This is a genomic window from Pedobacter roseus, from assembly GCF_014395225.1.
Lineage (GTDB): Bacteria > Bacteroidota > Bacteroidia > Sphingobacteriales > Sphingobacteriaceae > Pedobacter > Pedobacter roseus.
In genome coordinates this window covers 5,456,966-5,469,736 of the sequence record NZ_CP060723.1, presented here as the reverse complement: position 1 = coordinate 5,469,736, position 12,771 = coordinate 5,456,966, and the positions used below count along the sequence as shown (strand labels likewise).

14 protein-coding genes are annotated in these 12,771 nt (G+C 39.4%); 7 read left to right on the top strand and 7 right to left on the bottom strand.

Going from position 1 to position 12,771, the window contains the following annotated elements:
* Positions 1–52 precede the first annotated feature (52 nt).
* Entirely contained in the window at positions 53–1,561 is a 1,509-nt protein-coding gene (gene gltX / locus H9L23_RS22590; protein ID WP_187592430.1) for a glutamate--tRNA ligase, read from the bottom strand.
* A 222-nt stretch (positions 1,562–1,783) separates the two neighbouring features.
* On the opposite strand from gltX, the gene H9L23_RS22585 reads away from it, so the two are divergent.
* Genes H9L23_RS22585 through H9L23_RS22575 form a run of 3 tightly spaced genes read left to right on the top strand, consistent with a single transcriptional unit; the run spans position 1,784 to position 3,894 of the window.
* Positions 1,784–2,992, top strand: coding sequence for a sensor histidine kinase (locus H9L23_RS22585; RefSeq protein WP_187592429.1), 1,209 nt, complete (start codon positions 1,784–1,786; stop codon positions 2,990–2,992).
* A complete protein-coding gene (locus tag H9L23_RS22580) occupies positions 2,973–3,482 on the top strand; it encodes a DinB family protein (RefSeq protein ID WP_187592428.1) in 510 nt (169 codons plus the stop codon). The genes H9L23_RS22585 and H9L23_RS22580 overlap by 20 nt, the downstream gene beginning before the upstream one ends.
* The gene (locus H9L23_RS22575) at positions 3,472–3,894 is read left to right on the top strand and encodes a hotdog fold thioesterase (protein ID WP_187592427.1); all 423 of its coding nucleotides are present in this window, start codon (positions 3,472–3,474) and stop codon (positions 3,892–3,894) included. The genes H9L23_RS22580 and H9L23_RS22575 overlap by 11 nt, the downstream gene beginning before the upstream one ends.
* 57 nt (positions 3,895–3,951) lie before the next feature.
* Here the strand turns inward: H9L23_RS22575 and H9L23_RS22570 are convergent, their stop codons facing one another.
* A complete protein-coding gene (locus H9L23_RS22570) occupies positions 3,952–4,317 on the bottom strand; it encodes a DUF6249 domain-containing protein (RefSeq protein WP_187592426.1) in 366 nt (121 codons plus the stop codon).
* 269 nt (positions 4,318–4,586) lie between these two features.
* On the opposite strand from H9L23_RS22570, the gene H9L23_RS22565 reads away from it, so the two are divergent.
* From H9L23_RS22565 to H9L23_RS22550, 4 genes are all read left to right on the top strand, one after another.
* Positions 4,587–5,153 carry a Crp/Fnr family transcriptional regulator gene (locus tag H9L23_RS22565; RefSeq protein WP_187592425.1) on the top strand — a complete coding sequence of 189 codons (567 nt, stop codon included), beginning with the start codon at positions 4,587–4,589 and terminating at the stop codon, positions 5,151–5,153.
* Positions 5,154–5,222: 69 nt separating this feature from the next.
* Positions 5,223–5,543: a DMT family transporter gene (locus tag H9L23_RS22560; protein ID WP_187592424.1), complete on the top strand. Its 321-nt coding sequence runs from the start codon at positions 5,223–5,225 to the stop codon at positions 5,541–5,543.
* Between the two features lie 466 nt (positions 5,544–6,009).
* A complete protein-coding gene (locus H9L23_RS22555) occupies positions 6,010–6,591 on the top strand; it encodes an RNA polymerase sigma factor (protein ID WP_187592423.1) in 582 nt (193 codons plus the stop codon).
* Positions 6,588–7,067 carry an anti-sigma factor family protein gene (locus H9L23_RS22550; protein ID WP_187592422.1) on the top strand — a complete coding sequence of 160 codons (480 nt, stop codon included), beginning with the start codon at positions 6,588–6,590 and terminating at the stop codon, positions 7,065–7,067. The genes H9L23_RS22555 and H9L23_RS22550 overlap by 4 nt, the downstream gene beginning before the upstream one ends.
* 89 nt (positions 7,068–7,156) lie before the next feature.
* On the opposite strand, the gene H9L23_RS22545 is transcribed toward H9L23_RS22550, so the two are convergent.
* The 5 genes from H9L23_RS22545 to H9L23_RS22525 all read right to left on the bottom strand — a co-directional run bounded on the left by H9L23_RS22545 (position 7,157) and on the right by H9L23_RS22525 (position 12,699).
* A complete protein-coding gene (locus tag H9L23_RS22545; RefSeq protein WP_187592421.1) occupies positions 7,157–7,684 on the bottom strand; it encodes an RBBP9/YdeN family alpha/beta hydrolase in 528 nt (175 codons plus the stop codon).
* An 87-nt stretch (positions 7,685–7,771) separates the two neighbouring features.
* Positions 7,772–7,963 (bottom strand): cold-shock protein, encoded by a 192-nt coding sequence (locus tag H9L23_RS22540; RefSeq protein ID WP_025141747.1) that lies wholly within the window; start codon positions 7,961–7,963, stop codon positions 7,772–7,774.
* A gap of 105 nt (positions 7,964–8,068) precedes the next feature.
* Positions 8,069–8,995 carry a hypothetical protein gene (locus tag H9L23_RS22535; protein ID WP_187592420.1) on the bottom strand — a complete coding sequence of 309 codons (927 nt, stop codon included), beginning with the start codon at positions 8,993–8,995 and terminating at the stop codon, positions 8,069–8,071.
* 58 nt (positions 8,996–9,053) lie between these two features.
* Positions 9,054–9,929: a phosphodiester glycosidase family protein gene (locus tag H9L23_RS22530; RefSeq protein WP_187592419.1), complete on the bottom strand. Its 876-nt coding sequence runs from the start codon at positions 9,927–9,929 to the stop codon at positions 9,054–9,056.
* Between the two features lie 256 nt (positions 9,930–10,185).
* Complete coding sequence (locus tag H9L23_RS22525; protein WP_187592418.1) at positions 10,186–12,699, bottom strand: zinc-dependent metalloprotease; 2,514 nt, start codon at positions 12,697–12,699, stop codon at positions 10,186–10,188.
* Positions 12,700–12,771 lie beyond the last annotated feature (72 nt).

Genomic DNA, 12,771 nt, shown 5'->3' with positions numbered 1-12,771 from the left:
CGAAAAAAAAGCGGGCCAAAATTAAGGACCCTTTTTCTTTTTTAATTAAATACTAACTATTAAAAACAGCTATCGCTTTTTCAATTCTTGCTTTGGTTTCCTCCACACCCAATAATATGGCAATATCAAAAACACCAGGACCAAATTTGCCCCCCACCAACATAATGCGGAAAGGTAACATCAACTCACCAGGTTTAAAGCCTTTTTGGTCGGCTAAAGCTTTAAAAGCAGCTTCTGCGGCAATGGCATCAGTTAAAGTCAAACTTTCAGCAAATTCACCAAAAAATACTGCTTTTTCAGGTGTCCATTTTGGTTTTACCGAATTTACATCGTACTCTGCCGGCGAAGCAAAAAAGTAACTGCTTTGTGCCACAAAATCGGGCAATAAAGTACAACGGTCTTTAATTAAATCGATAATTGTATTTAAAAATGCCTTATCGTCAACTTCAATTCCTGCTTTTTCAAGCTCGCTTTTAACGCCTGGCGCCAAACGCTCAGCGCTCTGCGATTTAATCCACTCGTGATTATACCATTTTGCTTTTTCGAAATCGAATTTAGCTCCGGCTTTACTGATTCTTTCTATAGAGAATTTCTCTTCCAGTTCTTTTAAAGAGAATAATTCCTGGTCAGTTCCATCATTCCAGCCTAAAAGGGCAAGCATATTAATAAAGGCCTCAGGCATAAAGCCCATTTCTTTGAATCCTTTGGTAACATCTCCGGTTTTAGGATCTGTCCAGTTCATGGCATAAACCGGGAAACCTAAACGATCGCCATCGCGTTTGCTTAACTTTCCGTGTCCATCGGGTTTTAAAATCAATGGTAAATGTGCCCAAACAGGCATATCAGCCTCCCAGCCTAAATATTTCCATAATAAAATATGAACAGGGGCTGATGGCAGCCATTCTTCTCCTCTAAAAGCGTGACTGATTTCCATTGCTTTATCATCAACCACAACGGCCAAATGGTAGGTTGGCATCCCGTCGGCTTTTAACAATACCTTATCATCAACCAACGAAGTTTCGAAACTTACATCTCCGCGGATTAAATCGTTAAAATGTACAATTTCATCTGTAGGTACTTTAATGCGGACTACGTGCGGGGTTTTAGCAGCCAATAATTCTTCTACCTCACTTAATGTTAGTGTTAAAGAATTCCGCATCTGCATGCGTGTAGCCTGCCCGTACTGGAAATTTGGAATTTCTTTACGTTTTGCATCCAACTCTTCTGTGGTATCGAAAGCATAATAGGCATAACCATCGCTAATTAACTGTTCGGCAAATTTACCATAGCTTGGTTTGCGTTCGCTTTGACGGTAAGGACCATAAGCACCCGGATTGTCCGGGCTTTCATCAGGCGTAATGCCACACCAATTTAAACAGTTTACAATATATTCTTCAGCACCTTCTACAAAGCGGTTCTGATCGGTATCTTCTACACGAAGTACAAAAGTTCCGTTATTTTTTTTGGCAAACAAATAATTGAACAAAGCAGTGCGCACACCGCCTAAATGCAAACCTCCGGTTGGGCTTGGGGCAAATCTTACTCTAACTTTTTTATCCATAGTTGGGTTGTTGAGCGATTGGCGTTAGGCGTTGGGCGATTAAACGCTTACCGCACTACGCAAAACGCAAGACGCTGCAAAGATATGTTTTTCATTTATTTTATACTGTTTTCATCTGTAATGAAGCTATTATGCTTTTGAGAGGTTTACTTAAGCTTTTGGAAAAAGCATAATGGTTTTATGTTTTTTTCGTTTTGTTATTGTAATTTGCCTAGCTAAAGCATGAACCCTTATCAAAAGAAACGCCGCTGGAAGTTTTTCCTCCTCATCTTTGCCATATTAATTGGCATTGCATCAGTATTTTACACCGATTCTTTTGTAAAAAAAATGGAACGTGAAGAAGCCGACCAATTTCACCTTTGGGTTAAAATCCAGGAACGGGCCATGTTTCTTTATGATAATGATGATTATCGTGTAATTGTAGAAACGGTACGGGCAAACACCAAAACGCCTGTAATTATGATTGATTCTGCAGGCATGATCAGTTCATTTTTCGGTTTAGACAGCACCAAAACCAATTACCCAACGGCTGATACTAAACTTAGTTACGACAGTTTATATTTCGTTCGTCAACTAAGGCAGATGAAAGCACAGCATCAACCGGATGAGATGAATTTTTTCGGCAAAAAATTTAAAGCTTACTATCGCGACTCCTTTATTTTAACACAGCTAAGGTATTTCCCATACATCCAGATGGCCGTGATTTTCCTCTTTCTGTTAACGGCTTATGCCGCATTTAGTTCGGCACGGCGGGATGAACAGGACCATGTTTGGGTAGGTTTGGCCAAAGAGACGGCGCACCAACTGGGCACCCCCATATCATCTTTGATGGCCTGGACGGAGCTGATGAAATCAAAATTCGATGCGGAAGATGATCCTTTGATTGCGGAAATGGAAAATGATATTAAACGCTTGGAGATTATTACCGACCGTTTCTCAAAAATCGGCTCTAAACCAATACTCGAGGACCATACGGTTTACATTGTCATCAGCGATTTTATCCGCTATTTTAAAGTCCGCACCTCTGATAAGGTTAAATTTAGCATTACAGGCGACGAACAGGTAAGGGCTTTACTCAATGTCCCACTGTTTGATTGGGTGATCGAAAACCTGTTAAAAAATGCAGCTAACGCCATCGAAAACGAAGGATCTATTTCTGTTAACATCATCGAGAACCTGGCCAAAGAGCAGGTATTTATTGATGTAAGCGATACCGGAAAAGGGATACCAAGATCAAAATTTGATGCGGTTTTTCAACCCGGTTATACTACCCGTAAACGCGGCTGGGGGCTTGGTTTATCGCTTACCAAACGTATTGTGGAGAACTACCATAGCGGCGAAATTTTTGTAAAAGAATCGGAACTGGGTAAAGGCACCACTTTTAGAATAATATTAAAAAGCAGTTTAAGATATGAACCGACCACAGCCTAACGAATATCTGATTTGGGGCGAAACCTACATCAGCAAAGTAGACAGGGAAATTTTTGAGATTTTAAATGATCAGGTAGAAAGTCTCCCCGCCTTATATAGGAGAAATGCTGATAAAGCAGATTATGCCTACGCTGAAGGCAAATGGACTTTAAAGGAAATGCTAGGACATATTATCGATACTGAACGTGTATTTGCCTATCGAATTACTTGTTTTGCAAGAAATGAAAAACAGCCTTTGCCAGGCTTTGAAGAAGATGATTATGTACTGAATGCCCGCTTCGCAGAACGCGATCTGGAAGATTTGATTGAAGAATTTATCGCACTGCGCAAAGCCAATCTCTACCTTTTTAAATCTTTAAATGAGGATGAACTGGATAGAAAAGGAATTGCTTCGGGCAGGGAAATTAATGTAAAATCTATTCTGTTTATTGCTGGAGGGCATATTATACACCATGTTTCCATTTTAAAAGAACGTTACCATGTGGTTTAAAAATTTTACTGTTGAGGATTTAAATAACCGCCCTAAAAACCATTTAGGTGCTTTGCTAGATATCCGTTTTACCGAAATCGGCGAAGATTTTATTACAGGTACCATGCCGGTTGATGAACGTACGCACCAGCCAGCTGGCATACTACATGGAGGCGCTTCGGTGGTTTTGGCCGAAACCCTGGGCAGTATTGCCTCTTACATGTGCATCGACCCTGAAAAATATGTTGCTGTAGGTTTAGAAGTAAATGCTAACCATTTGCGCCCCGTAAAAAGTGGCCTGGTAAAAGGAATATGTAAACCTTTACATGTTGGTGCCAAAACGCAGGTTTGGGAAATTAAGATTTACGATGAACGCGGAAAAATGAATTGCATTAGCCGCTTAACGGTTGCCATTATTAATAAGCCGCAGTAAAAAAGAGAAGTCAAGTTTAATTGCTTCCGCACAATAAAAACTTGACTTCTCTGCTGATTAAAGCAGTTTATTGTTATCTAACCATTTCTTTTCTACCAGATAAGAAACGATAAGGCCCAGGCCACCGAAAATTCCGATGCAACCGAAATAAATGGCAACCGATTGTCCTTCTTCGGCGTTTGTCATGTTGCTACCAAATATACCTCTAACAGTAAATAGCGCCACCAGCAAACCTATTCCTAAACCAACCAACAGCAAACCGAACTTTAAACTTAAAAACGGTTTTGGTGTTGCTTTGTGTATTCCAGGATCGATTCCCCGTTCGATCATTGCCATTTTTTCTTTATTTGATAGGTAGCGGATTCCAAATACCATTGCGAATGCGCCTAAAAAAAGTGAGATTGGGACTAATATAGCTTCCATGATTATAATTTTTAATTTGTAAATATTTATTTGTCTGTTGAACCGTGTTCTGTGTATTATGACTACATACTTTTTAATCAGGTTACACCTAGGGCAAAAAAATGTTCAATCATCAGTTTAAATGATCAAATAGCAAGACGAAAAACAATATGTCCCAGTAATAATGTTAAAATATTCAGGCACTAATATTCAATTATCAAAACCTGCGGTATTAAATAATTATCAATAGCAGATAAAACATTGCTATTTTTGTTTCAGAGCCTCAAATTTTGATTGAAAAACTTAAAAATATAGCTGTTTTTAGCACATTACGTGATGATTCATTGCTTGAGCTGGCTATGCATATTGAGTATATCAAGCACAAAAAAGGAACGATCATTATCCGCGCCAATAAAATAGAACCTTATTTCTATATTCTTGAAAAGGGTATTGCCCGCGCGTATTGCGATGGCGAAAACCAGCAGATAACCTTTTGGTTTGGGCAAAGCGGCACCGTACTTTTTTCTTTTAACAGCTATATTAACAACCGTCCGGGTTACGAAAATATTGAGCTGTTAGAAAACAGCAGCTTAATAAAAATAAAGCTTGGAGACCTTTTTTCGCTTTATGAACGTAATCTTGAAATTGCCAACTGGGGCAGAAAAATAGCCGAACAGGAATTAATTGCTACCGAAAGGAGATTAATCGACAGGGCTTTTAAAGGTGCGGCAGAGCGTTATCAGGAGTTTATAGCACAATCGCCGGAACTGATTAAAAGGGTGGCCCTAAAACACATTGCCTCCTACCTTGGCGTTACTCAGGTTACCTTGAGCCGGATCAGGGCTACCTATAAATAAGCTCATTTTTTAACATTTGTAAAATGTTGCCCGGTAAATGTGCCGTAATTTTGCAGAAACACATTTATCATGAACTGGATTATCTTAATTATTGCCGGGCTTTTTGAAGTTGGCTTTACTACCTGTCTTAAATTATCGAACAATTTCTCGAATATAAAATGGAGCGCTGCATTTTTTGTATGCATTGCTTTAAGTTTTCTATTGCTGAACAAGGCCACACAAACTTTACCCATGGGTACAGCTTATGCAGTTTGGACGGGTATTGGTGCTGTTGGGACAGTAATTATCGGAATCGCCTATTTTAACGAACCAGCAACTTTTTGGCGGATCTTTTTTATCTGTACGCTTATCGGATCAATTGCAGGGTTAAAGTTTTTCGCTTCGCATTAGCAGACTGCCCAACTTGCGAAGTTTAAAGGCCAGAGCATAAGGAAAACTTCGCAAGTTTCGTGCGGGCTAAAGTTTCTTTTTGGAGCGCAATACCTGTGCAAGCAACAAAGTTGGTTCCCGTGTTTTGCTTTTACGCTTTCGGCTTCGTTCCTCAGCCTGCAGGGTAATGCTTCACCCGGGGCTAGATGGCCAAAACAGTATTTCATTTTTTAGGTTTGCAAGGAGCACACACTATGTTTATAAACCTGATTGCGGCGAAATCCTTTTTGTTGTCACCCTGAGCGTAGTCGAAGGGCAACAAAAAGATTAAGCCAAAAGCAGGACTACCCTCCGCCATGAAAAACTGCCCTTTCGTTTTCAAAAAACTAAACTATTTACACTATTAATCTGGTTGATAAATAATAATCCTCCATAATTATGTTCCACGTGTAACCTCCGTATCTTTAATGTAGTCTTACAGCTAAACATGGAGCAAAAACTTACCGATTTAGCACTGATACAAAACATATTGAACGGCCAGACCGATCAGTATGCGCTTTTGGTTAAGCGCCACCAGCGGTTTGTATTTACGCTTGCTTTAAGGTTTGCTAAAAACAGGGAAGATGCTGAAGAAATTGCACAAGATTGCTTTGTAAAGGCATATAAGGCTTTAGGTACATTTAAACAAACCGCTAAATTTAGCACCTGGCTGTACACGATTACCTATACCACGGCCATGACTTTTTTGAGGAAAAACCGTTTAGATACCTCCTCTATACACGATGAGGGGACTGTTTTACAACTCGAGAACCATACTTCTGGTTTTAATGCGAATGGTTACGATAAACAGGATAGTCATGCTTTTTTAAATATAGCCATCACACAACTTTTGCCAGATGATGCAGCCATTATCACTCTATTTTATAAAGGTGAGCAGAGTTTGGAAGAAATTGGTGAAGCTTTGCACATGGAGCCCAATACCATAAAGGTTAAATTGCACCGGGCAAGGCAAAGGCTTAAAGAAAAATTACAATATTTGTTAAAAGATGAAGTAAAGGAGTTACTATGAATGCAATAGAACAACAGCTTTGGGATTATATAGATGGCAATTTAGACGGATCGGCCAAAAAAGCCATTGAAGAAAAAATTGAATCGGATGCCGTTATTAAATCGCTGTATGAGGATTTGGTAAAACTTAATTCGGCTTTTGGTGAACTCGATTTGGATGAACCCTCTATGTCTTTCACGCGGAATGTAATGGAAAGTGTAGCCACAGTGCCGGCACCAGTAGCCATGAAAACACAGGTTGATAAAAAGATTATTTATAGCATTGGTGGCTTTTTTGTGATCTCACTGCTAGCCTTATTTGGCTATGTGCTCTACAATTCGAACCTCAGTATGCCTAAATTCGGTTTTAATGTTAATTTAAACTTTAATTTAGATCAGTACATCACGTCTACTGTGTTGTATAGCTTCTTATTTTTCGACCTGGTGATTGGACTGATATTTCTTGATCAGTTTTTGAGGAAAAAGATGCATAAATAATAACGCTATTATTTATATGCCCCGCAGATTAAGATGATTTACGCAGATTTATTTTGATCTGCATTTTCTACGCAATCTGCGGGAAACTTTTAACCCAATTTTTTCATAATCTCCAATCCTTCAGGCCATTCGCCAAAACCTGCGTCGGTATTAATATGCCCGGCTTCACCGATATTAATGGATTCGCTGCCCCAATGTTTAGCAAAAAATTCAGCTCTTTCCAGCGTTACCCACTCATCGTTGGTGCTAGATACCACAATTGTTTTAAAGTTGATTTTGTCCAAAGGTACGCTATCAAAACCAGGAGTATCAAAATTGTAATTTGGTGCTTCTATATCGCTTGGCGCAACCAATAAAGCCCCTTTAATGTTCTTTTGATAAGTTTTTGCCCAATTGGCAATGGCTGTACAACCTAAACTATGGCCGATTAAAACCACATCATCCGGATTATATCCCACGAGTGCTGATTCTATGGTTTCAATCCAATCCTGATTTGCTGGTGCATCCCATTCCTTTTGACTGATGCGGATAAAATTATCTGCTGATTTTTCGAAATGAGTTTGCCAATGATCCGGGCCTGAATTGCCCAAACCCGGAACAATAAAATAATGAGTCATAAAAGGTATGAAATGAATAGATGTTAACGACTAAAAACAAAAAAGCCCCGACTGTGATCGAGGCCATTTGTAAATATGATAAATAAATTAAATTACTTTCACATTAACGGCATTTAAGCCTTTTTTACCGTTAGCAACTTCGTACTGTACTTTGTCGTTTTCACGGATTTCGTCGATAAGACCTGTTGAATGAACAAAAATTTCGCTATCGCCATTCGCAGGAACGATAAAGCCAAAACCTTTAGTTACATTGAAGAATTTTACTGTGCCTTCTTGCATTGTATTAAATATTAAAATTAAGTACGCAAGGTAAGTTTTAATTTTTAAAATCAAAATAAAATTTTAACATTTTTTTAACGTTAAAATTTTGTAAATATCAGATTATTAAGGCTTTTTAATCGCCTTCCCAATCATAGTCAGGGTAATTTCGCTATTATGCGGCACGCCTAATGTAGTTCCGGGTGCTATATTAAAAAGGTTCCTAACATAGATATCGGCAATGCCCTGAGCCACCTTTTTTTTCGCGGCGGCATTTTCTGGCAATACGTTGTAAATGGTTTTTACGTGAATACCTCCCTGAAAATCCACAACGGCCGCAACCTGGTAAGCAAAATCTTTATAAGCCCTGTCAATCCTGATGATATATTGCGGAAACATGTAATCGTAAGCTTCTGTGCGGTTGTTTGCACGGTCAACTGTACTTATTTTTTCTACCCTTGCAATTTTGCTTTTAGGTATAAACTGAACCGGATCTGTGGCCGCAAAAGCACTATCGCTGTTCAGGTTAACTTTGGCCGAACGTTTTTCAATAAATGCGGTGTCGGCCTTGGTCGGTTTTTGCAGGTCTTCGGCTTTGGCTTTTAATTTGTTTTTAATGTAATCCTGTGCATAAAAGGTCATATTTACATCCGAGCGCACATCTGATGCAATTACCTTTCCGTCAACCTGGATGCGTTGAAAAACCAAACTGTCTTTGCTGATGTGTTTTACCTTGAAAAATTCGGCTGCGAAATTATATACATTTCCATGATCGTACTGCAGGTAAAAATTCTGCATCCTATGTTTCTGCGGGCTCCAGGCCGACATGGTGTCTTCTTTAACCACCTCGATGATCCACGATGGCTTTTGCATAAAACCTTCCTGATTAAAAGAGTAGCCATCTTTAAACCGGCGTTTTACTTCAACATAACGGATGCCTTTAACAGGTTCAAAAGTAAAATCCCGAAGTGTTGGATCACTGGTTTTAGTGCCCATTTTACAGGCACTGAGCAGGAGCACAAAAAAGGAAAAGTATATCGTATTTTTAATCATTTCAACAAAAATCTTCGGCTAAAATAAGTTTTTTTAAGCTTGTTGTGTTGCAGGAATTTTATCTTCTGGCTTGTTTCTTTACCAGAATAACATTGGCCACTTTCCGCTGCCCTTCATGATCCCATTTTTTATTGTCCGTTGGATAATTGATTACGCCACCATCAGGCATTCCACTTACCCATAAAGTGGTAGAGCCGCCGCCATCGAAATTGATAGCAGAAGTACAGCCCAACCAGCGCATTAATTTGGTCAGTTCAAACAAACTCATCCCTGCCGAATTTTCATTTCTACCATCAACGGTCAATAAAATTACCCTTCCATTCGGCTTCAAGCCCAAACAGGTACGGGGATGGCGCAACCGATTAAAACCAGCGGTATCTAAAGTTTCATCAATATTGTTTAAGGTTAATAAAGGACCATTTAGCAAAACATTTTGTTCACTCAACTTTGTTTCCCAATCAGCGGATCCATCCCATTTTTTTATTGAGATTTTCCCCTTATCCATTACGATAGCTGCTTCCTGATGCCTGGCCCGGTTTCCGTTTTTATCTAAGCGGTTGGCATTGATTGTTTTTCCGTTCACACGGACAAAATCTACAGATCCTCCGTTTTTTACATCGAAGAAATTGCCATTTACCGCAGCAATTGCCGTATCTCTTAAACCAAAATTACTAGTAGTGATTAGTTCCTTTTCTTCTGCACCAATGGCAAATACAGCTTTACGTCCGGTATTTTTTATTTCTAAATACGAAATATTTTCATTGGCAGCGAAAAGGTTTTTCTGATCAAAATGGTGCCTGAATAAAATTACCTGTTTAGCAATCTTGTTTCTCTGCCATTTAGCTTTCACAAGGGTAATAGAATCGGCATTTTGGCCAAAGGCGGAGAAACCGGAAGTAAATAATGCAAGTGCAAAGAATAGTTTTTTAAGCATAACCTCGTTTTGGTATAAAATTAGAAAACAGTTGTGTTGTTTAAGTTAAAGCATCAAGAATTATACAAAGGAGTACAGGCGATCTAAACCTCGCAGGTTTTGAAAACCTGCGAGGTTTGGTGTAAATAAAAAGCGGAGCAATCAATTTAATGATCTGCTCCGCTTTTTAATGCTGAAAGAGAGGATTTTGAATGATTGAATGGGCTATCGCTATTCAATCATTCTTTAATTCCATCCTTCAAAATTCAATCATTAATTATTTTTTCGGATCTAAAATATCTTTAATACGGATACTTAAATCTTCATAATGTGCTTTTGTAATGGCATCGCCGGCAGCAGCTCTTGCTTTGGTGGTAGCCAATAAAGTTTTAAGCTCTGCCCTAACCAATGGTCTGATATCTGATAAGCCAACATTAATTGGTGTTAAGCCATAACTTGCAGCATATTCTACAGGGAAACCAACCGGAAGCTCTGAATCTTTGGTCATTAAATCCTGTAAACGGTCTACATACGCACGTTGTAAGTTCCGTTTAAAGGCGTCAGCTCTTCCGGCCACAAATACCGATGATCTTAAATCAGTAAATAATTCTGGTAGAGTGTAGGCTTTTGCCGTACCATTTTTAGTTTCGTTATCTAATAAACGTGCGATACGTGGTGCAGATAAAAGGTTGCCTAAGGTATTGGTTTGAACACCTTTAATACGGTTTAATAATACTCCGTTATCAAATTTGCTCAACTGCTCGTTACTGATTAACCAAAGCGGTGTAGTAAACAATTGCTGATTAAAGAAAGCGATAGCTTCTTTTTGTTTTGCTTTAGGTAAGTAAGCGTAAACCGGACCGCTTTGTTCATAAGTTTTAAAGTTTTCGCTTAATCCACCAACGTTTGTAGCTACATGCCCCATGTAACGGTTAAACTGCCCTACAATTTCGGTATAGATTTCTTTTAAATCGCTATAGTCTTTTCCTTTTTGGTAAGTCCATTTTTCTACGTTTGGTAAAATGCGTTTTAAGTTGGCAATACCATAGGTACTCGCTTTCATGGCATTATCACCTAAATCTTCGCTCTGCAAACGCGGATCTAAACTAGTTCCCTGACGGCCATAGAAGTATAAAGGATTACCTGCATTTTTCAAGGTCCATTGATCTAAAACCTCTTTTTCCTGTTCAGCAGTTTTGTTGCCAGGAATCCAGGAATAGCCCCATTTTACCACCCATTTATCGTATTCTCCAATTTGAGGGTGAAGTTTGGTTACACCATCGCCAGGTTGAGCGATATAGTTAAAACGGGCGTAATCCATAATCGATGGCGCAGTACCATGTTTATCAGTAAATGTTTTAGAACGTAACGAATCAACAGGATAAGCGTAGCTAGAACCGAAGTTGTGCGGTAAACCTAAAGTATGACCAATTTCGTGTGATGATACGAAACGGATCAGTTCGCCCATTTGTGCATCACTAAACTGCGCTTTGCGCACTTCTGGATTAATGGCTGCTGTTTGCACAAAATACCAGTTACGCAATAGGTTCATTACATTATGGTACCAACCGATGTGTGTTTCTAAAATCTGACCGGTACGCGGATCGCTGATGTGCGGTCCATAGGCATTGGCAATATCGGATGCGAAATAACGAACAACAGAATATCTTGAATCTTCTACGCTGAATTGAGGATCTTGCTGCGCGGTTGGCGCTTCTTTACCCATAATAGCATTTTTGAAACCTGCAGCCTCAAAAGCTACCTGCCAATCGTTAATTCCCTGAATCAAAAACGGCACCCATTTTTTAGGTGTAGCGGGATCGATGTAAATTACAATCGGTTTTACCGGTTCTACCAGTTCGCCACGTTTGTAGGCATTGGTATCTTTTGGAACCAGATTCCAACGGTGGATATATGCGGTACGTTCTGCTTTTTGTGCATTGCTCCCATAATCAATCTGCGATTGACCGAAGAAACCTACTCTGCTGTCCATTATCCTTGCTTTTACAGGGATTTTTGGCAATAATAACATCGAAGTGTTAAACTCGAAAGTTACTGCAGCATTACTGTTATCCGTTGGCGATTCTGCTGCACGGTAAGTTTTAGCCGTTTTTACCTCAATATTGATCGGAAAAGTTTTTACGGTGTCAATGTAAGAACGTGTAGCATCATACATGGTTACTTTATAGGCCTTACGGATCTGATCGGTAGCACCGATGGCCATTACATCGCCGTTATAAAAATCGGTAACATCGATCACCACACCGGTGGTATCTTTATTATAAGCCTTGATTTCGAAACTGGCTAAAATCTGTGCCAGGTTAGAGTTTTGTACCGATTCGTACATATCGCTGTTTGGATCGGCTTTGGTTGCATAACTTGGTACACGGATGTAAACCTGTTTGCCTCTACGCTCCCATTTCCAAACCTGTTCGTTTAATTCTTCACCACCATATTGCTGGTTACCCACTTTTACGCCTGCAGGTACTTTTGCCAAACGGGTAACCACAAGCATTTCGCGGTTAATCATCGAATCCGGTATTTCAAAGTACCATTTATCATCAACTTTGTGGGTTTTGAATAAACCGTTTGTAGTTTTTGCTTTTGCTGTAATTACTTCCGAAAATGGTTTAATGCCTTCTTTTTTGGGCGCTGCTGCAGCAGCTGCAGGCGTTGCAGGAGTTGCGCCTTTTGTGGTTTTAGATTTCTTCTGAGCATATACCGAACCTGATCCGGCTACACCAAGTACTACGATACCTGCCAAAGCAAGTACCCTAAAGTTTTTCTTCATGTGTATATAAAAGTTAGTTTGCTTGATAATAAGAGGTTAAAGTTAGAGCCTTGTTACACAGCAATTGTTTTG

Coding starts and splice junctions, on each gene's coding strand:
- gltX (WP_187592430.1), bottom strand. CDS start 1,561: ATGGATAAAAAAGTTAGAGTAAGATTTGCCCCAAGCCCAACCGGAGGT.
- H9L23_RS22585 (WP_187592429.1), top strand. CDS start 1,784: ATGAACCCTTATCAAAAGAAACGCCGCTGGAAGTTTTTCCTCCTCATC.
- H9L23_RS22580 (WP_187592428.1), top strand. CDS start 2,973: ATGAACCGACCACAGCCTAACGAATATCTGATTTGGGGCGAAACCTAC.
- H9L23_RS22575 (WP_187592427.1), top strand. CDS start 3,472: ATGTGGTTTAAAAATTTTACTGTTGAGGATTTAAATAACCGCCCTAAA.
- H9L23_RS22570 (WP_187592426.1), bottom strand. CDS start 4,317: ATGGAAGCTATATTAGTCCCAATCTCACTTTTTTTAGGCGCATTCGCA.
- H9L23_RS22560 (WP_187592424.1), top strand. CDS start 5,223: ATGAACTGGATTATCTTAATTATTGCCGGGCTTTTTGAAGTTGGCTTT.
- H9L23_RS22555 (WP_187592423.1), top strand. CDS start 6,010: ATGGAGCAAAAACTTACCGATTTAGCACTGATACAAAACATATTGAAC.
- H9L23_RS22550 (WP_187592422.1), top strand. CDS start 6,588: ATGAATGCAATAGAACAACAGCTTTGGGATTATATAGATGGCAATTTA.
- H9L23_RS22545 (WP_187592421.1), bottom strand. CDS start 7,684: ATGACTCATTATTTTATTGTTCCGGGTTTGGGCAATTCAGGCCCGGAT.
- H9L23_RS22540 (WP_025141747.1), bottom strand. CDS start 7,963: ATGCAAGAAGGCACAGTAAAATTCTTCAATGTAACTAAAGGTTTTGGC.
- H9L23_RS22535 (WP_187592420.1), bottom strand. CDS start 8,995: ATGATTAAAAATACGATATACTTTTCCTTTTTTGTGCTCCTGCTCAGT.
- H9L23_RS22530 (WP_187592419.1), bottom strand. CDS start 9,929: ATGCTTAAAAAACTATTCTTTGCACTTGCATTATTTACTTCCGGTTTC.
- H9L23_RS22525 (WP_187592418.1), bottom strand. CDS start 12,699: ATGAAGAAAAACTTTAGGGTACTTGCTTTGGCAGGTATCGTAGTACTT.